At 37.7% G+C, this 22,952-nt stretch carries 20 protein-coding genes; 14 read left to right on the plus strand and 6 right to left on the minus strand.

All coding sequences use genetic code 11. The features are described 5' to 3' along the window. The first annotated feature begins 78 nt into the window (after positions 1–78). From HUW48_RS00235 to HUW48_RS00245, 3 genes are all read left to right on the plus strand, one after another. Positions 79–1,155 carry a YncE family protein gene (locus HUW48_RS00235; RefSeq protein ID WP_182411476.1) on the plus strand — a complete coding sequence of 359 codons (1,077 nt, stop codon included), beginning with the start codon at positions 79–81 and terminating at the stop codon, positions 1,153–1,155. A gap of 35 nt (positions 1,156–1,190) precedes the next feature. Next, a complete protein-coding gene (locus HUW48_RS00240; protein WP_246343466.1) occupies positions 1,191–1,877 on the plus strand; it encodes a hypothetical protein in 687 nt (228 codons plus the stop codon). A 121-nt stretch (positions 1,878–1,998) separates the two neighbouring features. Continuing rightward, the gene (locus HUW48_RS00245) at positions 1,999–2,505 is read left to right on the plus strand and encodes a helix-turn-helix domain-containing protein (protein ID WP_246343467.1); all 507 of its coding nucleotides are present in this window, start codon (positions 1,999–2,001) and stop codon (positions 2,503–2,505) included. A 12-nt stretch (positions 2,506–2,517) separates the two neighbouring features. Here the strand turns inward: HUW48_RS00245 and HUW48_RS00250 are convergent, their stop codons facing one another. Together HUW48_RS00250 and HUW48_RS00255 are read right to left on the minus strand one after the other, a co-directional pair. Then, positions 2,518–3,807: a DUF4238 domain-containing protein gene (locus HUW48_RS00250; RefSeq protein ID WP_182411478.1), complete on the minus strand. Its 1,290-nt coding sequence runs from the start codon at positions 3,805–3,807 to the stop codon at positions 2,518–2,520. A 186-nt stretch (positions 3,808–3,993) separates the two neighbouring features. After that, positions 3,994–4,659, minus strand: a complete 666-nt coding sequence (locus tag HUW48_RS00255; RefSeq protein ID WP_182411479.1) for a DUF305 domain-containing protein — start codon at positions 4,657–4,659, stop codon at positions 3,994–3,996. Positions 4,660–5,078: 419 nt separating this feature from the next. Here HUW48_RS00255 and HUW48_RS00260 point away from each other — a divergent pair, with 419 nt between their 5' ends. The 7 genes from HUW48_RS00260 (at position 5,079) to HUW48_RS00290 (ending at position 10,700) form a co-directional block, all read left to right on the plus strand. Further along, positions 5,079–5,423 carry a four-helix bundle copper-binding protein gene (locus HUW48_RS00260; protein WP_182411480.1) on the plus strand — a complete coding sequence of 115 codons (345 nt, stop codon included), beginning with the start codon at positions 5,079–5,081 and terminating at the stop codon, positions 5,421–5,423. A 53-nt stretch (positions 5,424–5,476) separates the two neighbouring features. After that, entirely contained in the window at positions 5,477–5,767 is a 291-nt protein-coding gene (locus HUW48_RS00265) for a DUF6122 family protein (protein ID WP_182411481.1), read from the plus strand. A gap of 32 nt (positions 5,768–5,799) precedes the next feature. Continuing rightward, on the plus strand, positions 5,800–6,426 hold the full coding sequence (locus HUW48_RS00270; RefSeq protein ID WP_182411482.1) for a DUF305 domain-containing protein: 627 nt from the start codon (positions 5,800–5,802) through the stop codon (positions 6,424–6,426). 197 nt (positions 6,427–6,623) lie between these two features. Continuing rightward, positions 6,624–6,836 carry a heavy-metal-associated domain-containing protein gene (locus HUW48_RS00275; protein ID WP_182411483.1) on the plus strand — a complete coding sequence of 71 codons (213 nt, stop codon included), beginning with the start codon at positions 6,624–6,626 and terminating at the stop codon, positions 6,834–6,836. Positions 6,837–6,911: 75 nt separating this feature from the next. After that, complete coding sequence (locus HUW48_RS00280) at positions 6,912–9,017, plus strand: copper-translocating P-type ATPase (RefSeq protein WP_182411484.1); 2,106 nt, start codon at positions 6,912–6,914, stop codon at positions 9,015–9,017. 204 nt (positions 9,018–9,221) lie between these two features. Further along, positions 9,222–9,932 (plus strand): LysM peptidoglycan-binding domain-containing protein, encoded by a 711-nt coding sequence (locus HUW48_RS00285; RefSeq protein WP_182411485.1) that lies wholly within the window; start codon positions 9,222–9,224, stop codon positions 9,930–9,932. 66 nt (positions 9,933–9,998) lie between these two features. Continuing rightward, entirely contained in the window at positions 9,999–10,700 is a 702-nt protein-coding gene (locus HUW48_RS00290; RefSeq protein WP_182411486.1) for a TVP38/TMEM64 family protein, read from the plus strand. Between the two features lie 38 nt (positions 10,701–10,738). Here HUW48_RS00290 and HUW48_RS00295 read toward each other — a convergent pair whose 3' ends face one another. Further along, positions 10,739–13,006, minus strand: a complete 2,268-nt coding sequence (locus HUW48_RS00295; protein WP_317173686.1) for a heavy metal translocating P-type ATPase — start codon at positions 13,004–13,006, stop codon at positions 10,739–10,741. Between the two features lie 181 nt (positions 13,007–13,187). Beyond that, on the minus strand, positions 13,188–13,934 hold the full coding sequence (locus HUW48_RS00300) for a helix-turn-helix domain-containing protein (RefSeq protein WP_182411487.1): 747 nt from the start codon (positions 13,932–13,934) through the stop codon (positions 13,188–13,190). An 894-nt stretch (positions 13,935–14,828) separates the two neighbouring features. Here HUW48_RS00300 and HUW48_RS00305 point away from each other — a divergent pair. Together HUW48_RS00305 and HUW48_RS00310 are read left to right on the plus strand one after the other, a co-directional pair. Next, positions 14,829–15,902: a PDDEXK nuclease domain-containing protein gene (locus tag HUW48_RS00305; protein ID WP_182411488.1), complete on the plus strand. Its 1,074-nt coding sequence runs from the start codon at positions 14,829–14,831 to the stop codon at positions 15,900–15,902. Positions 15,903–16,406: 504 nt separating this feature from the next. Next, positions 16,407–16,883: a hypothetical protein gene (locus tag HUW48_RS00310; RefSeq protein WP_182411489.1), complete on the plus strand. Its 477-nt coding sequence runs from the start codon at positions 16,407–16,409 to the stop codon at positions 16,881–16,883. 69 nt (positions 16,884–16,952) lie between these two features. Here the strand turns inward: HUW48_RS00310 and HUW48_RS00315 are convergent, their stop codons facing one another. Together HUW48_RS00315 and HUW48_RS00320 are read right to left on the minus strand one after the other, a co-directional pair. Continuing rightward, positions 16,953–18,467 (minus strand): hypothetical protein, encoded by a 1,515-nt coding sequence (locus HUW48_RS00315; RefSeq protein ID WP_182411490.1) that lies wholly within the window; start codon positions 18,465–18,467, stop codon positions 16,953–16,955. Beyond that, positions 18,458–20,785, minus strand: a complete 2,328-nt coding sequence (locus HUW48_RS00320; protein ID WP_182411491.1) for a topoisomerase DNA-binding C4 zinc finger domain-containing protein — start codon at positions 20,783–20,785, stop codon at positions 18,458–18,460. Before HUW48_RS00320 ends, HUW48_RS00315 begins: the two co-directional genes overlap by 10 nt. 437 nt (positions 20,786–21,222) lie before the next feature. Between HUW48_RS00320 and HUW48_RS00325 the strand changes: the two genes are divergently transcribed. Both HUW48_RS00325 and HUW48_RS00330 read left to right on the plus strand, forming a co-directional pair. Then, positions 21,223–21,684 carry a LexA family protein gene (locus HUW48_RS00325; protein ID WP_182411492.1) on the plus strand — a complete coding sequence of 154 codons (462 nt, stop codon included), beginning with the start codon at positions 21,223–21,225 and terminating at the stop codon, positions 21,682–21,684. Continuing rightward, positions 21,681–22,949, plus strand: coding sequence for a Y-family DNA polymerase (locus tag HUW48_RS00330; RefSeq protein ID WP_182411493.1), 1,269 nt, complete (start codon positions 21,681–21,683; stop codon positions 22,947–22,949). Before HUW48_RS00325 ends, HUW48_RS00330 begins: the two co-directional genes overlap by 4 nt. Positions 22,950–22,952: the final 3 nt, after the last annotated feature.

A 22,952-nucleotide genomic window follows, 5' to 3' on the forward strand; every position in this document is an offset into this window, starting at 1 on the left:
TACGCTTTGTTAGCCAGCCTAATTGGGTTTGTAATATTTCAGCAATTAAGTCAATAGTACTTTTTAACCTTTAAAATTATGTTTTCTAAAAAGCCCAAAACTCTCTCGATAGCCTTTCTATTACTGGCCTTTACTTCCTGTAATTTTCATACCGAAGCAGACATGGACGACATGGATGATATGGATAATGGAGAAGTATTGAATATTAATTATCCGGCGGCCTATGTGGTGAATGGGGAATCAAACAATATTGAGGTACTCAATTTAAATGATATCACCCACAAGGAGCAGATTTCCTTGAATGGAGCCACTTTCCCGCACCATATTAATCTTAGCCCGGATAAAACAAAGTTAGCGGTAGCTATTACCAGTACCGACTTAAGTGGCGGTCATGACCCGGGCGGCATGGGTGACATGGATGGCTTCAAGGTGATGGTGCTGAATAGTTATACCGGGAAAACAGAAAACGAGATAATGCTGCCTAAAATGCCGCACAACGGTGTCTTCAATACCAATGGCTCTGAATTATGGATTGCGCAGGAGGATGAACTACAAAGCCAGGTACTGGTTTACAATACCGGCAACTGGAGTCTTAAAAATACCATTAACGTGGGGAAGGGATTATCAGAAGTAACTTTCTCCACCGATGGCACCAAAGTGTTTGCCGCGAATACCGTGGATGCTACTGTTTCGGTCATTGATCCCAGCACTAAAATGGTGATAACTACCGTGCCTGTTGGCAAAGATCCGGTAGGAGCCTGGCCTGCCGCCAATGGTTATGTGTACGTGGATAATGAAACGGACAGAACTGTGACGGAGATAGATGTAGCCTCCGGTACTGTTACGGAAACTATTAACCTGGGCTATAAGCCGGGATATGTAGCGTATCATCCCGCTCAACAGGAATTATGGGTGAGTGATGCCACCAATGGCCAAATCGTATTCTATAAGGAAAATAATAACCAGTGGACCTTACAAGGCAGCATTCCTACGGGAGCTGATGCCCACGCCATTGCTTTTTCCCATGATGGCGCTACCGCTTATGTCACCAATCAAGGAGCAAACACCGTTTCCGTCATTCGGGTAGCGGACCATACAGTTACTGCCACTATTCCGGTAGGTAAAAAACCGAATGGATTGACTATCCGGCAATAAAATAATTTTCACCAACACTAAGCTAAACTAACAAGATGAAACTAGCTATTATCGTTTGTCTCCTAAGCTTTTTATTACTAATCCTGGCTTTAAGTCCTTTTGAGGTTATGGCGCACGGAGGAGAAAAACACCAGAAAAAAGCCAAGGTTACTTCGACCGAAACTACCAGGCAAGAAACTGAAGAGTCGAACGATACCATAGCCTTAAAAGACAATACTCCGGCAGAGCATGCAGAACATGTCGCTAACCCAGAAAAAGTACATGCTTCATTCTCGGACTTTCCGCATATTCATCCTTTAATTGTCCATTTCCCCATAATGCTGCTGATGATTGCCGCCGCTATGCAATTCGTCAATGTCCTATTTCAGAAAAAGGAATTGAATTGGGCCGTAACCATCATGATACTGGTTGGCTTTATCACCGCTTATGCTTCGTCCAATTGGTCTCACCCGCATACTTCCGGCTTATCAGCTCATGCCAAGCTTGTCTTGGAGCAGCATGATAAATACGCAGATTATACCATTTATTTGGCTGGTTTGGGTTTACTAGCTCAATTATTAAGCGTACTGGTTTTTCGGGGCAAGCGCTGGAGCATAGCTGTAGCCGCAGTCATCCTTATTAGTGCTGGTTATGCTGTCAGCATGGCCGGTCATTACGGGGCTCAGCTCGTGCATATTGAAGGAGTAGGTCCCCAAGGTAAATATCTGGAACAACACCATTAATTCAGAATCTGACTTTCTAAAATTGATGGATCCACTGGCCCCCGAGAACAAGGTTACACTACATATTAAGAATATGGTTTGTCCACGCTGTATCCGGATAATACGAGAGCAATTTGCCCTCTTGGGAATACCTGTCTTGGATGTACAACTAGGCTTAGTAGAATTGGCGAGGCCATTGGAAGCAACTGAAAAAGAAAAGATATTATTAGTATTAGAGGACTATGGCTTTGAGCTGTTAGTTGATAAAAAACTAAAGTTAGTAGAACAGATTAAAACTTGTATTATTGACTTAATTCATCATAAAAATGAGAAAATAAATACTACTTATTCCACCTACTTAAGCCAGGCTATCGGAAAGGATTATAGTACGCTTAGTCATGTTTTTTCTTCCGTTGAAAAATTTACCATTGAAAGGTTTATTATTTTGCAAAAAATTGAATTTATAAAGGCACAACTGGATTATGAAGAACTATCGTTAGGAGAAGTAGCATCCCGCTTGCATTACAGTAGTTTAAGCCATCTTTCTAAGCAATTCAAAACTATAACTGGATATACGCCTTCGGAATATAAAAAGCAAGCTATTCGGGATAGGTTGCCGTTAGATAGATTAAAGAAGGCAGATAACTAAAATTAAAGAAAGTTATCTTTCTTTTCGGTATCTTACTTCTCCAGGAAAAATAATTAATTTATCTGAATTCTTAATTATTTCCTCTTGAATTAAATTTGTATACTCATCTTCTGTCAATACCTCTTCAACTTTGTATACACCCCTATTTTTCAACTTTCTTAACGGAGCATTTTGTTCACTAGAATTTTTGTGGTGAAAATATGCTAAGTAGTTTTTTGATAATGGGAAGAATATTTCTGTATTCTTATTATACAAACCTATTTGACCTTCTTCCCGATTTACTTTGAAGTTAACTGGATTATCTGAAGTAAAAAATCCTTTATCTTCCGGCGCTTCAATTATTATCAAATCAAAAGTTAAAAGATGATGAAAAATGTAATTTAAAAAGTGTAATAATATTCTATTTACTTTACTCTGGTTAATCTCTCCTTCACTTAAAACTTTATAAAAATATCTGTTCTTTAATTCCTGTAGTTCATGAACGGACTGCGCATGAACACTTAAAGTACTTAATAAAAAAGTCTCTCTATTGGGAGTCTCTAGAATTTCACAAACAAAATTTCTCCAATAATCTGAACGCACCATCAAATTAGGAGTTAACTGGACTATTATTTCCCAGCACTTATCAGGTATAAATTTATTTTTTGAAATATCATCTAGCATCTCATGATATAAGTTTTCCAAATCAGCATTCATTGTTTCAAACATTCTTGGAAGCCTATCATCTTCACTATCTATATCAAATACATTTGTTTCAGTAGTAAAGCTACCTATGCTTTTTTGTTTTGAATAAGTTAACTCTTTTTCCAAAATAGAAACCATCCACTGGTTACCTTTTAAATATCCAAATTGTTTAAGGTATACTTGAGGCAATTTATGCTGTGATTGGTTTAAAGGGTATTTTAAAACAATAAATTCATTAAGAATCTTGTGAGTATCTTCAAAAGTAGTTGATATGTTTTTTTTAGAATTATCTATAAATAATTGCAAAACGTGAAAAATCTTCACTTTATCTATTGGCGCTACTAAATCTATTGTAAAAGTTTCTGCGTCAATAAAAATCTTTACAGATAAATCTCCTGCTATTTTTATATTTTTTATCTCATTGTAACTAATTTTGTTTCTTGTATTTCTACTTGGGAAAAAGATGCTTTTGTCTGTAATTAATAATACTTCTTTTTCAGCTTGAAATACAAAAAGAACATTTTCACTTTCTGATATTATTTCAATATTTGTCTCAATCCAAATGGATTGTTCCTTTGATATCTCTTCGCTCTTTCTTTCATAATAATTGTATTTCATTTTTCCTTATTATTGGCAATATATTTAAAAAATTATATTTAATGGCCTAAAAAAGGGGTATAAATTGTTACTAGATTAACGAATATATTTTATATCAGGAACAAATAACAGGCAACATCATAAAAAAAGCAATTCCCTAAAGGAATCGCTTTATAATGGTAAAAAGCTGTATAATAAGGTAACTAATTACTGCGGCTGTTCTTGCAACCAAGAATCTAGCTGCTGCTTTTCTTTTTGCTGGTCGTCTATTATTTTCTGCGCCATGGTTTTTAGCTCCGGTATTTTGGCTTGCGGTAAATAGGCTTTAGCCATGTCAATGCCGCTTTGGTGGTGCATGCTCATTAGGCTAGCAAAATGATGGTCAGTGGTGCCTTTCATGTTATGGTCCATACCAGCCATCATAGCCTTCATCGGTTGCATTAGCTTCATGGAAGATGCAGTATCCTTAGTAACAGGCTCGTGACTATCAGTAAAACTTTTAAGCCTATCTTGTTCTTCTTTTTGAGCAGTTAGAGTTCTCTTAGCCATATTTACTAGCATGGTATCCTTTCCATTGTCAGCTTCTTCCTGAGCCATAGCGAGTGCCCCATCGAGATGGGTGGCCATCATCTGAGCAAAATCATGGTCCACATCACCCGTCATTTTCATCTCCTGCATAGCCATCATATTTTGATGCATAAGATCCACCATTTTATTATTACTGCTAGCCTCCATATTATGGCCTGAATGGTCTTCTGTTTTGTTAGTAGCAGCTGTTTCCGTCTTACTCGCACTCTGATTACAGGCAGTAAAAGCTATTACTAAACCACATATCCAGGCACTCCATTTAACATTTGCTTGCATATTCTTCATCGTTTAAGATTAGTCTTTTAGTATCCAAATTTTGTTATTAGAAATTATACGCCCCTATCAATCAGGCGTTATAATCGCCCTAATTTGAAGAAAAAATGTACATATTAGGGAAAACGAACAGGAAAGGGTTTAATCTAGTTAAAACAGTTATTAGCAAAAGAATTTCCTTCGTAATAAGGTAAACTCGATTCGGTTTTTAGCATAATTATAAAATCCTTTTCTATAATTATACAATTTTCTTCATCTGAGACAGCTTAGCCAAATATGGTAATTTCAATAATGACATACCCAAACTATACAACTCTTATCAGAAATTGTATAAAACGAGTTATATAAATATGTGGTAAAACAACAAGATAAGCCGCTGACTAAAGCACAGCGACTTTATTAATTTATGTTTTACCTAACTTATAAAGATTATGCATAACTCCCAGTATAAACCAATTATTGAAGCCTTAGTGGCTTGTGCTGCCGAATGTGAGCATTGTGCTACGGCTTGCTTACAGGAAGAAGATGTTAAGATGATGGTTCGGTGTATTCAGCTAGACCGCGATTGTTCCGCTATCTGCCGAACCACGGCTGATGCTCTGGCCCGCGATTCTGATAATGCCAAAGTATTTCTAGAAGCTTGTGCGACCATTTGTGCCGCTTGTGGCGAAGAATGTGAAAAGCATGCTGCTCACATGGACCATTGCCGCGCCTGTGCCGAAGCATGTCGCCGGTGCGAAGAAGCTTGCCGGTCTTTAGCCGGTCTAATTTACTAGTTGAATAAGCATATGCACTGGCAATACCTTTATGATAATGGGTTAGAGAATCTATGATTCACTTGTTGCTCCATGTTTTGGTACCAGCAGGTGTGGCATACTTCTTTTACCGTGATAATTGGTTAAAGGCTTGGGCCATAATGGCAGCCGGGATAATTCTGGACATAGACCATTTATTCGCGGTACCCCTTTATGATCCAGACCGGTGCAGCATTGGTTTTCACTTTTTGCATACTTATCTGGCAATTGTATTATATGTAATTTTATTATTAATACCCCAAGTAAGAACGTTTGCTTGGGGCATTCTTATCCATATGTTACTGGATTATATTGCTTGTTTGTAACATGTTATAAAGCTTAACTTAAACTTTTTACTATGAAAAATATTTTTATTTGCCGCTCCTGGACACTGCTTTTAACAGCCTGTTTTTTTTTAGTCTCATGTGATAAAGATGAGGATGGGTTAGAAACCCAGCCGCACGACCAAAACAAGATGATGACCATCATGCATAACATGATGACGCAAATGCAAGGTATGCAAATGACGGGTGACCCAGATATAGATTTTGCTAAAATGATGATAATGCACCATCAAGGGGCAATAAATATGGCTAACGAAGAAATAGCCAGCGGCCAAGATGCTACCATGAAAGCAAAAGCTCAAAAAATTAAAGCAGAACAAGAAAAGGAAATTCAAGAGTTTGATGCTTTTTTAGCTAACCGCCAACCTGACCAGAATGATATGGCTTTTGGTATGGAGCAAATGAAAGCCATGGAGAAAATGGGACGAGCCAGCGATTTACGCGTAATTACCGGTGATATAGACCACGATTTTGCCCAGCTTATGATTCCGCACCACGAAACAGCCATGGAAAACTCCCAATCTTTATTGCATCATGGTAATAGTCCTGAAATGAAAGCCAAAGCGCAAGCCATTATTGATTCGCAAATGGAGGACATAAAAGATCTGCAAAACTGGCTTTTAGAAAATAAAAAATATTAACTCATTTATAATACTGTAGTTGAATTAACTTTTTCAGAAGGTTTAATCACTAGTAACACAAGGCAAAATCTTATAACTCTTAATTAAAATTTTATCACAATTAGCCCTGAGTTGCTTGGTAACTTTACCAAAGTAAACAGAAGGATTTGGATGGTCCTCCTGTTTTAAAAGTAAATTAAACCATTAAAGTTAATGCTATGAAAACATTGCAATTCAAAACCAATATTAAATGCAGTGGCTGTGTTTCTGCAGTTACTCCTTTTTTAAATGCCAAAGAAGATATAGGAAAATGGCAGGTGGATACCGATAATCCAAACAAGATTTTAACGGTGGAAGGGGAAAATTTGGATGAACATAATGTGATTGAGGCCGTCGAAAAAGCCGGTTATCAGATAGAACCGCTTAAGTAAAAACCAAATCTTAAAAAGGATAATCAGCAAGTTGGTTATCCTTTTTTTATCTCTTGCCAATTTAAATAATTAGCTATGGATCATAACCATCATCATGGGCACTCACCAATAAAAGCAGAGGCTCAAGAGTTAACTGATCAAAAAAACCAGTTAGCAGATAAAACAATGCATGGCCACTCCCATGCCATGCCGCCTCAGAATAATGACCACGCGGCACACGGTGAGCATGGTCATGACCATCATGCCATGATGATCGATGACTTCCGCAAACGATTTTGGATTTCGCTGTTCCTCTCTATTCCGGTAATTATCATTAGTCCCATGATACAGCATATTGTAGGATATCATTTAGAGATACCCTACAACATGTACATTGCTTTTGGGTTGTCTTCTATTATCTTCTTATACGGGGGTTGGCCTTTTTTAACAGGCTTAAAAGATGAGCTGAAGAAAGGCTCTCCTGGCATGATGACCTTAATTGCCATTGCTATAACAGTAGCTTACTTGTATAGTACGGCCATTGTTTTTGGGTTAGAGGGGATGGACTTCTTCTGGGAACTGGCTACGCTCATCGTGATTATGCTTTTGGGACACTGGATAGAGATGAAGTCGGTACTAGGAGCTTCCCGGGCCTTGGAGTTACTCGTGAGTCTGATGCCTTCTGAAGCTCATCTCTTAAAAGATGGGGAAACAGTTAATATCCGAATTGATGCGTTACAAAAAAATGACTTAATACTGGTAAAGCCAGGCGAAAAAGTTCCGGCTGATGGACTGATAGAAGAAGGAGAAAGTTATATAAATGAGAGCATGCTCACGGGCGAAAGTAAGCCGGTGCAGAAATTAAAAGATAGTAAAGTTATTGGAGGATCTATTAATGGCAATGGCTCTTTAAAAGTAAGGGTGCTAGGTACCGGGGAGGAAAGCTACTTGAACAAGGTAATAAACCTAGTGCAGGAAGCTCAGAAAACAAAATCAGACACCCAGAACTTAGCTGATAAAGCTGCTCGCTGGCTCACGTATATTGCTCTCTTTGCCGGCTTTACCACCTTTATAGTATGGCTTTTATTAGGGGCTGAATTGTCCTTCGCGTTAGAGCGCATGGTAACGGTAATGGTAATTTCCTGTCCACATGCTTTAGGTTTGGCAGTACCATTGGTAGTAGCTATTTCCACCGCTATCTCTGCCAAAAATGGTTTATTAATCCGGAACCGTACGGCTTTTGAGAATTCCCGAAAAATCACCACCATCATTTTTGATAAAACTGGCACCTTAACGCAAGGCTCTCACGAATTAGCCCGTATTGTTTCTTTTAATTCTGCTTTTCCAGAGCGAGAATTGTTAAGGTTGGCTGCTGGGGTGGAACAAAATTCAGAGCATTATATTTCCCAAGGCATTTTAAAGCGGGTAAAAGCTGAAAACATTATTATTCCTACTGCAGAAGGTTTTAACTATTTACCCGGCAAAGGATTAGAAGGAACAGTAGAAGGAAGATCGGTCAAGGTAGTAGGGCCAAATTATATTCAAGAATTTAATATCCAGGTTCCAAAAAGCGATGCCGAAGAAGGCGTGGAAACGGTCGTTTATATTTTAATCGATAACCAGGTAGCTGGATTTATTAGCCTGAAAGACCAAATACGTCCGGAATCGGCCGAAGCTATTGCAATTTTAAAAGCTAACAACATTAAAAACTTGTTACTTACCGGTGATAACGACCGGGTGGCAAAAAGTGTTAGTGATTTCTTAAAAATGGATGGCTTTTTAGCCAATGTTTTGCCGCATCAGAAGCAGGAGAAGATAAAGGAATTACAAGCCACCGGTGAGTTCGTGGCCATGACCGGAGATGGGGTAAACGATGCACCAGCTTTAGCGCAGGCTGATGTAGGTATTGCCGTAGGATCCGGCACGGATGTAGCGGCGGAGACAGCAGATATCATCCTGGTAAACAGCAATCCGAAAGATATTGCCTCCTTAATTCTTTTTGGCAAGGCGACCTACCGCAAGATGATCCAAAATATAATATGGGCCACCGCTTATAACGTGATTGCCTTACCATTAGCCGCTGGAGTACTCTATAAACAGGGAATAATGGTATCTCCTGCCATTGGTGCTGCTTTAATGAGTTTGAGTACGATTATCGTAGCCCTTAATGCGCAATTGCTACGTAAACAAATTAAAAGCTAAATGCATGCTTTTGCCCATTTACGGGCAGGCAGAATGAGTATGAAATTTAAAAAGATTCTTATCCTTATTAATCCACTCATTTTATTTCTACTCATTTCGTTTTCTGGATTAAGCCAAAATAGCCGGCAGAGCACCATTTCCACTAAAGGAATTATGGAGAAAATGTTTGTTTCTGTTAAGCAGCTGCGGACAGTCAAATTTATCATGAAAGATTGGGAACGCCGAGAAAACCGGAACAGGGAGGGAGAACAACATATCAAAGTAAATATATCTCCCTTTTGGGTATACGCTTATATTGCGAAACCCAGTAAAGGGGTAGAGGCCTTATGGCGGCAAGGAGAAAACAATAACAAGGTTTTAGTTCACCCCAATTCCTTTCCTTACATCAGTTTAAACCTGGATCCCAATGGTAGCTTGGTACGCAGTGGCAGCCATCATAATTTATTTGCGGCTAATCCAAATTATACCGCAGAGATCATTCGAGATACTTATAAAAAGGTTGGAAAGGAGTTCACCAATATTTTTAAATACGAAGGAGATGTGGTGTTTGATGGAAAGGAGTGTTATAAAATAGTTATTAATTATACCCCCTATAAGCTATACAACTACCAGGTAAAGCCAGGTGAAGATGTATTTAGTATTGCTCAGAAACTCTATTTAAATGAATTTAAAATAAAAGAATTAAATAAATTAAAAGATTATACTGGTTTAAAAGCTGGTCAGACTCTCGTGCTACCTAATTCCTACGCAAAGAAAACAATTCTTTTTATTGACAAAAAAACGTTTCTTCCTTTGGTACAAGTTATTTATGACGAGTTAGGATTCTTTGAAAGATATGAGTATCACGATTTACAAGTGGATCTTACTTTTAAAAAGGATGAATTCACCCGAGATTTCCCCGCCTATCATTTCTAATATTGCCTTAACAGGTTAGCAGATAATTTCTGAACAACCCGCATCTATTATAAAATACTAAAAAATATGCTGAAACAGCTTTTACAAAAAAACTTCGGAACCTTTATTTCTATGGCGCTCCTGGTAATCGTGCCGGTTTCGGTAAGTTCAACTTTAGCTGTTCTACTGTTTAAATACCAGGATTTGCTTTTAAACCTATCGTTAGGGCAAACGATGTTTTATTTTCTGGTTGTTTCGATAACGATGGCTTTCGCTTTAACTCCTACAACGTTTATAGCCTTACTTACCGGATTTTATTTAGGTTGGGCTGGCTTTCCAGGAGTAGTTATATCGTATGCTCTAGCTTCTTTAATTGGGTATCAATTGGCTCAAATAATTGATCATGGCAAATTGCTTAAGTTTATTAGTCACTTCGAAAAAGCCGCCGCAGTAATGGAAGAGCTTAAACATCAAAGTTGGAGCTTAATTATATTAACTCGTATATCCCCCGTACTCCCATTTGCCTTGATGACTTTCATTTTAGCAATGATGAAAGTGAATAAGCGTAAATTTTTATTAGCCAGTATTGTAGGAATGTTACCCCGAACCTTGTTTTTCTTTTGGCTGGGTACTCAAGCCCAGGACATTATCCTCCTGTTGCAGAATTCAGATACTGGCACAAGCGGCAAATTACTTCTAATTGCTCTTATTGCTATATCAGTATTTGGTCTTTATTACCTATTTAATCGTGCTTTGAAAAGAGCTCTCGCGCGACAGTCTGTTCGATAATAGCACCAGATAAATAGGAGCATTTTACCCGAGGACTTTTAAAGTTTTTTAGCCTTTAATCGCAAGCTGTTAGCTACCACCGATACGGAACTTAGCGCCATGGCTGCTCCAGCAATTATAGGGTCCAATAAGAAACCATATAACGGATATAGTACTCCGGCTGCAATTGGAATTCCAATTAGGTTATAAATAAAAGCCCAGAACAAATTTTGACGGATGGCATTTACCGTTAAACGGGACAGTTTCAAGGCTTTGGGGAGTAGTTGCAAATCGGAGGTAATCAAGGTCATCTTAGCTACATCAATGGCTATATCAGACCCTTTACCCATCGCAATGCTCACATTGGCCTGAGCCAAAGCCTGGGAGTCGTTAATACCATCGCCTACCATACCTACTATTTTGCCTTCATTTTGGAGTTTTTTTACAAAATTTGCTTTATCGCTAGGCATCACTTCCGCTTGAAAATGGGGTATTCCTACTTGCCTTGCCACAGAAGCAGCTGTACGGGCATTGTCACCCGTGAGCATGTAAACTTCAATTCCACGTTGCTGCAACAGTTGAATGGCTTTGGCAGACGTTTCTTTTACTTTATCGGCAATGGCCAAAATGGCTACCACTTTCCTTTCCTCCGAAAAATAAATTACAGTCTTGGCCGCCTCAGCCCATGTATCCGCTAAACTAGAAAGCTCAGCTGGAATAGTCATTTTTTGAGAATGTATATACTTAGGGCTACCAACTTGGTAAGTCCAGCCTTGCCAACTAGCTTTTATACCATTACCAGTTACACTTTCAAAGCTGTCTAAAGTAACTGCTGAACTCACCTCATCTCGTAAATACCGAACGACTGCCTCAGCCAGAGGGTGTTCAGATTGTTGCTCCATAGAAAACAAAGCAGCTTTCAACTCATTTTGCCTAAAACGAGCTTCATCCGACCAAACTAAATCCGTAACCACTGGCTTGCCTTCCGTAATAGTACCGGTTTTATCTAAAATTATAGCATTAAGCCGATAGGCTTGCTCTAGGCTTTCAGCATCTTTTATCAGGATACCTTGCTCCGCACCCTTACCTACCCCTACCATAATAGCGGTGGGGGTAGCTAAACCTAACGCGCAGGGGCAAGCTATTACCAATACTGTTACAAACGCCAGTAACCCTTGAGTTAAACCATTATTCCCACCTAAAACTAACCAGGTAACCAAGCTGAGCAAAGCCAATACAAACACAACGGGTACAAAAATACCAGCAATTTTGTCAACTAGCTTTTGCACTGGGGCTTTGGATCCTTGCGCATCTTGCACCAGTTTAATAATTTGGGCCAATAAGGTTTCACTCCCTACCTTTTCCGCCCTAAACCGGAAACTCCCTTTTTGATTAATGGTACCGGTGAACACTTTATCGCCAATTTGTTTAGAGACGGGTACTGGCTCCCCACTGATCATGGATTCATCCACAAAAGAAGTTCCGAAAGAAATTTCCCCATCTACTGGCACCTTCTCTCCAGCCCGAACTAATAAAATATTTCCTTTTTGGATGGTAGAAACAGGTACTTCTCGCTCGGTATTACCTTCCACGAGCCAAACCGTTTTCGGCTGCAACCCTATCAGTTTTTTAATGGCCGAAGAGGTATTAGACTTGGCCTTCTCCTCCAACAATTTGCCTAACAATATAAAAACAATGACTACGGCAGAAGCTTCAAAATAAACGTGCGGATGCAAACCGCGAGCGTGCCAAAACTCGGGATAGAGTGTATTAAAAACACTAAAAACGAATGCTGTACCGGTGCTTAAGGCCACTAAGGTATCCATATTCGCCTTTCTATGCCGGGCCTGTCGGAAGGCATTCACAAAGAAATTACGACCGAAATAAAACAGTACCGGAGCACTGAGCCCCATCATTATCCAGTTGCCATAAGGCAGATCCATAAAGAACATCCCAATGATTACTACTGGTAAAGTAAGCAGACCCGCCAATAAGGTTTTTTTCTTTAAAGCTTGGTAATGAGTTTGTTGAGCTTCTTCCTGTTTTCCTTGAGCATCTTCGGTATCAGTAATTAAATCATAACCTATTGACTGTAGTGCCTTTTGCATGTCAATTACTTTAACCTGCTTTGGATTATAAGTAACCTGTAAAGTTTGGGTAGCAAAATTTACATTCGCTTGGGAAACCCCTGGAGTATTAGCAACAATTGATTCTGCGCTTATAGCACAGGCAGCACAGGTCATACCAGTAACCGGCATAGATGCTTGGGTAGCTGTTATATCTGCTGTTTCTAAAAGTGCGGTTAGGCTATCTATATCACTTTTCATAATTACTAATTTGTATTAAATGATAATACAAAGGTAATTTGTCATAAAGGCAGCACTGTTACAAAATTTAAAGAATGAGTAATAAGATTTTGCACTTTGATCTACACTATCAGGAATAAACAAAAGTACCTCCCGATCTTTTTGCCTTTATATTATAATTTCTAAGTAGGTAAAATTGCTTTTACCTTATGATTTCTGAAAATGGGTCATAACCATCAATTGTAAAAGCCATATATTCACCAGTCAAAGCTCCAGTTTTATTTACAATATAATTTAACACCTCATCTTCATCTGCTCCTTCCGGAAAATCCCTTTCTGCCATTTGCACCCATCTTTCTTCTGCATCGAGCATGGTTAGCATAATAATATGCACAACAAAATACTCTTTATCATCAAGCTCGAATTCTGAATTTGTATTTCCTTTATATGCTTTCCACTTTTGTAGCCAATACTTATCTTTAATCATATTTTCTTCGAACAGCACATCCATGCCATAGTGCTGCATCATTCGCTGAAATGCCTCCTTAGGCCCAAATTTATAAATTCGCCCACCTAAGGGAGTGTCTTCATAGGCTTCCCGGCTAGTAATTCCTTTTGGCAAAAGCTGAGCTAGATGTTTAGGTTCTAAATTATCATAGGGTATTGTTGTAAATAACGTTTCAGATAATGTGTGGTAAGTTTGAGAAAGCAACAAAGAGAACTTTTCAAAAAGAGAACTAAGAAACAGCTCTCCATCTTCCGTTAATATATCATAGACCGGAACATTTAGAATCTTAGAGATACTGATTAATTTATCATAGGGCAATGTAGTACTCCCAGATTCTAGCTTGCTGTAAGTGGATCTTGCCATAAAAAGTCTATCAGCCATGCACTTTTGAGTTAGCCCTTTTTGCTTCCGGAGATTTCTAAGGTTATCGTGTATCTTCATGATTTAGCTTTTGGACAAATAAAGAGCTCCTTTGGCCGAAAACAAAAATTGTTCTGTTATTTCACCTTTCCTATATCACCCATTTTTAAGAATTGGCAATCAGAAGGCAACTTCTACCATATTTTAGTGAAAATCTTCAAAATAAAACAAAAGGGAAAAAAGATTGGCTTTTTCACAATTGCAAATCTGGTTTTTAATAAAATAATATTTCTTCTCTATTGCCCTTTACAGATGTGAGCTATACAAAATACACCGTTTACTACCTGGTATCAACCGCTAAAGCAAGGTATAAACGAACTTGGCCTGAAAACCCAATGAGAGCTGTTCTTTCCTTAGCTAAATATCTTGAATCTATTAGGTTGAAATTTATGGAACACGAATTGGGTAAGAATGACAACTGGCCATTATTGGAACAAGCAATACTGGCAGCCAAGAAATAAAAACTGCTTTAATTATTGCCAAACTTGACCGGCTCAGTAGAGAAGTGACCTTTCCATTTCAATTAAAAACCGTGTAGAGAAGAATAACATTAATTAGACTTGCCTGGATATGCCGGAGATGATATTGGTATTTGGGAAAAGATTGCTTAGCATGAAAAGGAAACAAATAGTAAAAGAACCAAGGCTGAACTACAAACTAAATAAGCCCGCGGTGAGGGGTTAGGCAACTTAAATAATTTAACTGTTACTAGTTGGGAGCAAAGGTTAACCTGGATGCCATTGCCGATAAGTTAAATCAAGCTGGGTTTAAACCTAGTAAAGGCGGCGCGTGTCAAGCTATTTAGGTAAAGCGCATTCACGAACGCTACTGCCGGTAAGTAAGACTTATTGATTTTAATAAAATATACTTTCAAAATGGTATCTTTGGTCTTGATCACTGCTAGTCTATAATCTAATGCTTTCAGACAGGTTTTCTGAGATTACTGCTCTTATCCAACAAGCTCGGCACCATGCTATCCAAACGGTTAATTCTGAATTAATTAATCTTTACTGGTTAGTTGGGCAACATATTAATCAGCGATTGGCTAATGCCAGCTGGGGAGAAAAAACCATTGATGAACTAGCACAGCACCTCAAAACCTACCATCCGGAACTGAAAGGTTTTAATCGACGGGGATTATACCGGATGAAACAATTTTATGAAACTTATACCATTAGCAAAGTTGTGTCATTACCGCTAGCACTACTAGAAAATTTTCAACAACCAGCTAATGCAATTGTGTCATCAGTGATGACACAATTAGAAAATAGAGGTATTAGAAATACCCTCCTTACCCAAATTAGCTGGACCCATCACCTAGTTTTATTGGCGAGAACGAAGACGGAAGAAGAACGTGAATACTATCTACGGCTTTGCATACAGGAAAAGTACAGTGTACGAGAATTAGAAAGACAAATCAACAGCGGAGTTTTTGAGCGAGCTATGCTGGGGAACCAAAAACAGCCTCCTGCTATAAAGGAATTAAAGCAGGACATTAGCAATGTTTTTAAAGATAGCTATGTTTTTGAATTCCTGAATATTCCAGAATCACATAGTGAAGGGACCTTACAAAAAGCACTGGTGGCTCAGATGAAAAGCTTCATTCTAGAACTAGGGAGGGATTTCCTTTTTGTGGGGCAAGAATACCGCTTACAAGTTGGAAATAGTGATTTTTTTATTGATTTACTATTTTACCATCGGGGCTTACAATGCTTGGTAGCTTTTGAGTTAAAAGCTGATAAATTTAAGCCGGAGCATTTAGGACAACTTAATTTTTACCTGGAAGCCTTAGACCGAGATGTAAAGAAAGACAATGAGAATCCTAGCATTGGTATTTTACTTTGTAAGGATAAAGATAGTGAGGTAGTGGAATATGCTTTGAGTCGAAACCTCTCGCCAGCCTTAGTAGCGGAATATAAAACGCAATTACCCGATAAAGAACTACTACAACAAAAATTACATCTGCTTTTCGAAACTAGAACAGAATAATAGAAAGCAATTAAGCCAATCAACAGCACCACTCAAAAATCGGAGGTGCTATCCAGATAGATAACTCAAAAATTTGAAATTAAAGAAAAAAATATATATTTATAGAAGTCCTAATTAAAGGGACTTTTTTATTTATGCCTGTAGAAAGAGCTAGAAAATCAATCCCATCTGGCACAGCTAGAAAATTATGGATAAAGTCAGGAGGTCATTGCACAACATCAGAAAGGGCCACTTAAAAAGCGTTGGCGAAAACAGAAAAAAACTCCTGGCAACCATAGCCAGTTAATAGAGAAATTAAATTGAATTTTAACCCTTTAACCTGAAGAGTATTTTCAGGAACTTACCAAACTCAATGTTATTTCTATTTTTAGATAATATTTAGAATGCTATAGGACAATAATCCGTTGTCAACTATCCTAAATTATAACTTGCAAGCTTAAATGATTTAATGCATAAATTTGTAAATACCATAAATTTCAAAAACTTGCTAAATCATTTATCATCATGCGTTTAATCATTGCTATTTGCTTGTTTTTAACTTCTCTTAATTGTTACCCACAAACAAAATATAAAACGTATTATAACAACCGCTTTTTATTTAGTGTTAAGTATCCCAACTTTTTAATACCGCAAGGCGAGTCAAATAATGGCGATGGCCAAAGATTCGTATCTAAAGATAAAAAAATTACACTACGGACTACGGCGAGTTATTATCCACCATCATCAAAAGGTTTATATCATTCCTATTTGGCATACTCAACTGATAGCAGTACCACAAAAGAAACTTTCTATAAGATATACAAAGGCAATTGGTATGTAATTTCAAAAATATTAGGCTCTAACATTAATTATGAAAAAGTTGTAATGTACAGCAATAAGAATGGCGAAACAGTTTACAAAACTTTAACATTCGTGTATCCGAAAGCGAGGAAGAAAGAGCTTGACGATATTGTAAATACAGTTGCAATTAGTTTTAAGTGAGTTAGTTAACAAATTACGAGTACTCCTTTTACCGACGCTTGGAAAAGTTGCTCTATTTAGCTTTACAGTTCAAAGGCCCACATTTTGCAATTGTAAAAGCTGCCCCATTTGGGGACCGTATGTAGCAATAAAATCATTAACCTTTTGTACTATTACGCCTGCTTTATCAGGATTATTAAACGTCCAGGTCAAGGCCCCTTTTACTCCGTTCGCAACTTTACCCCAAATAGGTGATGGTTTTGCTGCCTCAGACTTAGCCAGCTCTAAATCAGAAAGTATTTCTATTGGTAAATCTTCTTTTGGAAGCTGTTGTAGAAGTTCAATTAACTTAAATATGATTTCGGTATTATTTGACTGTGTTATATTTACATTTTGTGTGTTTCCAGTACCACCTACTTGAACAGGAGAATTATTTACGCCATTATTATAAAAATTATTAATTTGAGCAGCGGGTGAACTGTACCTGACCGGCTCGTACTTCACCTCTTTACCCACTACTACTCCATTGCTGGAATAATCTTGTACACTTGAGATTTTATAAGCTTGTTCTCCATCCAAAATAATATCATTTACCTGCACATTGATGTCAGTTGTAAACCGATACTTATCGCCAGATTTAAGTACTTTGAATGGACTCCCAACGAACTGCTCTCCTGGCTTTTGCAACATAATCTGCCGGCCATTATCATCGACTAACTGCTTAAAATCCTGCTGTTCAGATTGTATTCTTTCTTCTGACATAATGGTATTATAAATATCCAATACTATTTTAGTGTAACCTAGTAAAAAACACGGATAAACGGACCCTGGCCATTTACATTTACCTGGTACTTTGTAATCTTCAAAATATGTTCCCACTTGAAATTCTTCTAGCGGTATTCCTTTAATAAAAGCTATTGCTTCCAGTAAATAGTCTTTAGTAAAATTATCCTTTAACTGAGTGTAATACCATAAGCGGGCATAATAAAAGAAGAGCTTTTCTTCTGCATCTTTCAGTTCTAAAGGCAATTCAATTTGCCTTTTTGCAACAAAGCTTAATTTTTGGTTCTGAGGAACTAAAGCAGCTAGTTTTACCAGAAAGACAGAATCTAATCCTCTATAATAAGTATGCTTGCTTAACAATATATCAATATGAGTACTTAATTTCTCCTCATTCCAAATATTAAGTTTAGCTATTGAGTAAAGTATGATAAGAGTATGCGATAAATCCTTTAGCAAACCACTCTGAGGGTGAAATTTTACTTCTCTTTCAATATAATCTTTCAAATTATTAACTAGTTCTGGCTCTAATACTGAATGCCGGCTACTTGCAATTAAGCTTGCTGCTATAATTTCTTGTAAGGGACTTTGGGCAAACTGATGGGCTACAATTTTAGTAATACAAAAAGTATCTTGGCGTTTAAAAAAGTCTATTACCCCTTCTATATGGAACTCTTGATGCTCCTGTATCAAATGGACAAATAAGGCATCTGTTAAATAAGAATCGGTATCAATATCCGAATCAAATTTCTGGCTAATACAAAATCGAGTTGTACTAACAGCTCGCTCTAAATGAAGTAAACTATTTGAAAAAGCTATATCCACCACAAGCGTTTATCAATTATAATGTTCTTGAATTGATTTATAGAGCGGAAATCGTTAATTGTACGAGCTAGCTCTTTGGGAAAAGCAACAGTAGCCGGCAACGTTGTGAGGGGAAAAGTGGCCTTATAATTTAGTTTAGTAAGCGCCTGCATATGCATTGCTAAATCGTTCATACTTAAATCATGCTGCGCCGGCATAGTATGGCACTTTATTCTTAATATTACCGGAGTACCTTTTACAGTAGTTTTAATGGATGAATAGCCCGATGTACAGTAATATAATGTATTATCACTAAATAGTATACCTCCTCCCCTTTGCTGGTGGGCATCTACATTATTAGAATTAAAAAGTCTAACGGTATGATTGTCTGCAATACTTACAAAATACAGTATAGCATCAGGAATAACCTTAGTAATTGCCTTATAAACACTATTCATTTCTTCCTTACTGAAAATCTTATTATAATGAATATGTATTTTTTTTAAATTAGGCTGACCCAATTGGGCAGCTAATACGGCATCACGTATCAATTTACCTACATTTTGACCTCTTTTCTCAAAATCATACTGCGCTTCTTCATCAAAGGTATCAGCATTGTAATAAGCCTGCTGCCATTCCCCATCTGCTGAAAAAACATTAATACAAGCTAAAGTTCTGAGTAGCTTCGGACTGACCGCAATTGCTTTTTCTTTCTTACTAGAGTAAGATATGCCAATAAATAAATCTACGTTCGGCAGCTTCTCTTTAGGATAAAGCGTCCATGGAGTATATCCAGCCTTCACATACAAATCTAGGGCAAAATTCCAAAGAGTAAACTGGTTAGGACCATTAAAGGTAGGTTCTCTAACACATTGGGAGACGATACCACCATTGATTAACTGAGCCTGAACTTTAGTTTTTGTAAAAGATGGGTCAGCCGGCAATTGATAAATAATGACATCATACCCTTCAGCACGGCCGATAACTATTCTTGTAAGAAAAATTTCAAAATCTTTTTCTTCATATATTTGGCAATCTATTTCGAGGGTAGTATGAAAATGCTTTTCAAATCCATAATATCCATCTACCCCATTTTGTAACAGCAATGAAAATTGTCTGGCTTGTTTCGTAGTAGCAGCGGAATGCAAAAATAGTATACGAACAGGTTTTGGAGGCTTCTCATATGCTCCGTACAGAACTAACCCTTCTTTAACTTTAATGCTTTTTTTCGAATCCTGAATCGAATCGAACCGAAGATTAGGTTCAGATAAAATAGTTACTTTTTTGTAAAAATCGTTCTGGGATACAGGTTGTTTCTCCAGCACTACCCTGGTAGTGTCTATTTTACCGTTTAATATAGCAGCAATTTTATTAACTAAGACAATGGCTGAAGCTAATCGTTCTTGTGATTTAAGCTGAGTCAAGCCTTTAAGACGATTATTTAAATCAATATAAGTTAGCTTTCCTTTTTCTACTAATTTGTTTACAATATTTTGCATCCTTTCAATGGGAAAGATAGGAATAATGTCATTTTGTAGAATTGGCAACAACCCATCTTCCTGTTCACCCTGCTTTAGGATATCTGCTAATACTCCTTTCCTTCTCCATTTTACACCTTTACTATCAGTTATATAGTAGAAACAAGATAAGGTATTCTGGCTTTTCAATTTTTCTAATAAATCGGGTTTATTATATAATTGAATTATTTGCGAAACTGACATTTGGTTTACCACTCTTAAGGTCGGTTCAACAGATAGATAAAATTGACCGTCTGAATAATGTAAGGCGAACTTGAAAGCTTGACAAATATGAAAATATTCTAAATAGCTATTACCTAATGTAGGATGCGGTAGTTCGGTAAAAACTACTTCATTAAAGTTCTCCTCTGTAAACTTTCTTGTCAATACGGCTACCCCCTGGTACTGACTAAATTTGTGTCGAATATAACGATAAAGAATAAATTTAATCTTTTCAATTTCTAAGGGTATTTCAACTAACCGGGGATCAGCTTTAATAGTTACTAACTTCGTTTGTTCAAAAAAGGCTGCTTCTGGAAAATCGGCCCTCAAATCGGCAGAAAGAATAAAGAGCTTTCTAGGAAAGGGGGCTAGATTTAATTTGAACAGGTTGGTAAATTCATCCTTAATTGTAATTGCTGCGGCTGCCAGGTTCGTTGAGGAGTTAGAACGATAAGGCTTGGTATTTTTGCAAACGGGGTAAGTATTACAACTTAAAAAATGTTGGCTATTTTTACTACTGTACTTTTTTACCATTCGTCCTTTTCGGCATTTATCGCAAACACCGAAATCCTCCCCACTGCTTACCTCCGATTCACTCATCTTCTATCTTATAATACTGCTATTAAAAAGTAATATAAGAAATTAATAATTACAGATTCACAAAAGAGTACTAAAATCAACCACTAGAGCATCGTTAACTGCATCTCATTGCGAAGTAAAAGTAATATTGGTGGATATCTTCCTTGATAGCGGCATTAATAAAGGGAATGCACGATAATAGTACCTTATGAATACTTAAAACGATAAATAACAATTTAATCTTCTATATAAGTATCAAAAAGTATACTGCAATGAAGTTGCATTTTTTGCATACCCAATTTCCCCATATAATTCATATTTCAAATTGTTAGTAGAGCAAAATAGCAAATAAATTCTTTTGTCAATAAAATTAGCAAACATTTTGCAGTTATTATTAGTAAACGAATATATTTGGTCAAAAATGCCAAATTATTTAGCTTTAAATAAAATATGTATCTATGGATAAAATAGATAATCATAAGCAAAATCAGGATGCCGTAAATCTTATATTGTTGGGTTATGAAACGGAAACCAAACTGCCCTTATTCAGTTCTTACGTAAAAGCCGGGTTCCCTTCGCCGGCCGAGGATTATGCTGAGGAGCGCATCAGCCTCTTAAAATTTCTTTCCGGCAATCCTACTGCAACTTTCTATGTGCTGCTGGAGGGCGATTCTATGATAGATTTTCATCTGTTTGAAGGGGATCTATTAGTAATAGACCGTTCCCTGGAAGTACGATCCGGCGATATTATCCTAGCTAATCTGGATAATGAATTTACGGTAAAGATGCTCGAAATAACAGAGAATGGAGCCCGTTTAGTACCGGGTAATAAGAAGTATAAGCCTATAGTTATAAATAATAATTTAGAATTATTGGTTTGGGGGGTAGTGAGAGGTATAGCCAGGAGATTCCGGAAATGACCAGCTTATTCTTACACGCCGATATCAATAATTGTTATGCCTCCATCTTCCGGATATTTAACCCGGAGCTAACCGGCAAACCGATTATTGTGCTTTCCAACAATGACGGCTCTATCATTGCGCGTTCCCAAGAAGCTAAGGACTTAGGAATTAAGATGGGGCAACCTTTTTTTGAAGCCAAAGCTATTATTGACAAACACCAGATCCAGGTATACTCCAGCAATTACCCGCTCTTTCACGATCTGAGTACCCGCTTTCATAATACACTAGGCACGTTTTCCCCTAACCAGGAAATTTACAGCATCGACGAGGGATTTCTAGATCTGGGCAATTTCTACAACACTAACCTGCAGCAATACGGTCGAACCATTAAGCAAACGGTGTGGAAATGGTTAGGCCTGCCAATTTGCGTGGGCATCGCTCCTACTAAAACGCTCGCGAAGCTGGCCAACCGAATAGCTAAAAAATCAGCGAAAGCAAACGGTGTCTTAGTCCTCAACACGCCGGACCATATTACATCTGCCCTAAAAATCATTGATGTAGGAGATGTCTGGGGAATTGGCCGTCAATACGCCATTAAACTTCGTAATTTTGGCATTTACACAGCTTGGGATTTATCTAAGGTGACCGATGCTTTTGCTAAAAAGCATTTAACCATTGTAGGATTACGCATTGTAAAGGAACTGCGCGGCGAAGCGTGTGCAGATTTGGAAATTGAACCACCAGCAAAGAAAGGTATTTGTACCAGCCGCTCTTTCGGTCAGCCTGTAACTACGTTGAATTTACTCGAAGAAGCCGTGGCCACCTATATGACACGTAGTGCTTATAAACTAAGAAAGCAAAAAAGCCGCTGTTCGCAATTAAGTGTGTTCCTGGAAACAAACCCCTTTAAGGAGAACGAGGCCCAATACAATAATTGCAAAACCATCCAGCTGCCGGTGCCCACTAACTCCACATTAGAACTAATTAATTATGCACTTATAGCTTTAAGAGCCATTTATCGGGAAGGGTATAAATATAAAAAGGCCGGCGTATTACTGGATGATATTAGCCCAGCTACAGCTGTGCAAGGCAATATTTTTGATACCATTGACCGTGGCAAGCACTTAGACCTGATGCAAACCTTGGATTTACTGACTAGGAAATTAGGAACCGGTATTGTAAAAGTAGCCAAAGAAGGTATTGAAAAATCCTGGAAAATGAGGCAGGATTATGGTACACCTTGTTATACAACCCGGATGGAAGACATTTTAGTGGTAAGGTAAAAT

It is taken from the genome of Adhaeribacter radiodurans (genome assembly GCF_014075995.1).
In the GTDB taxonomy this organism is placed as follows: Bacteria; Bacteroidota; Bacteroidia; order Cytophagales; family Hymenobacteraceae; genus Adhaeribacter; species Adhaeribacter radiodurans.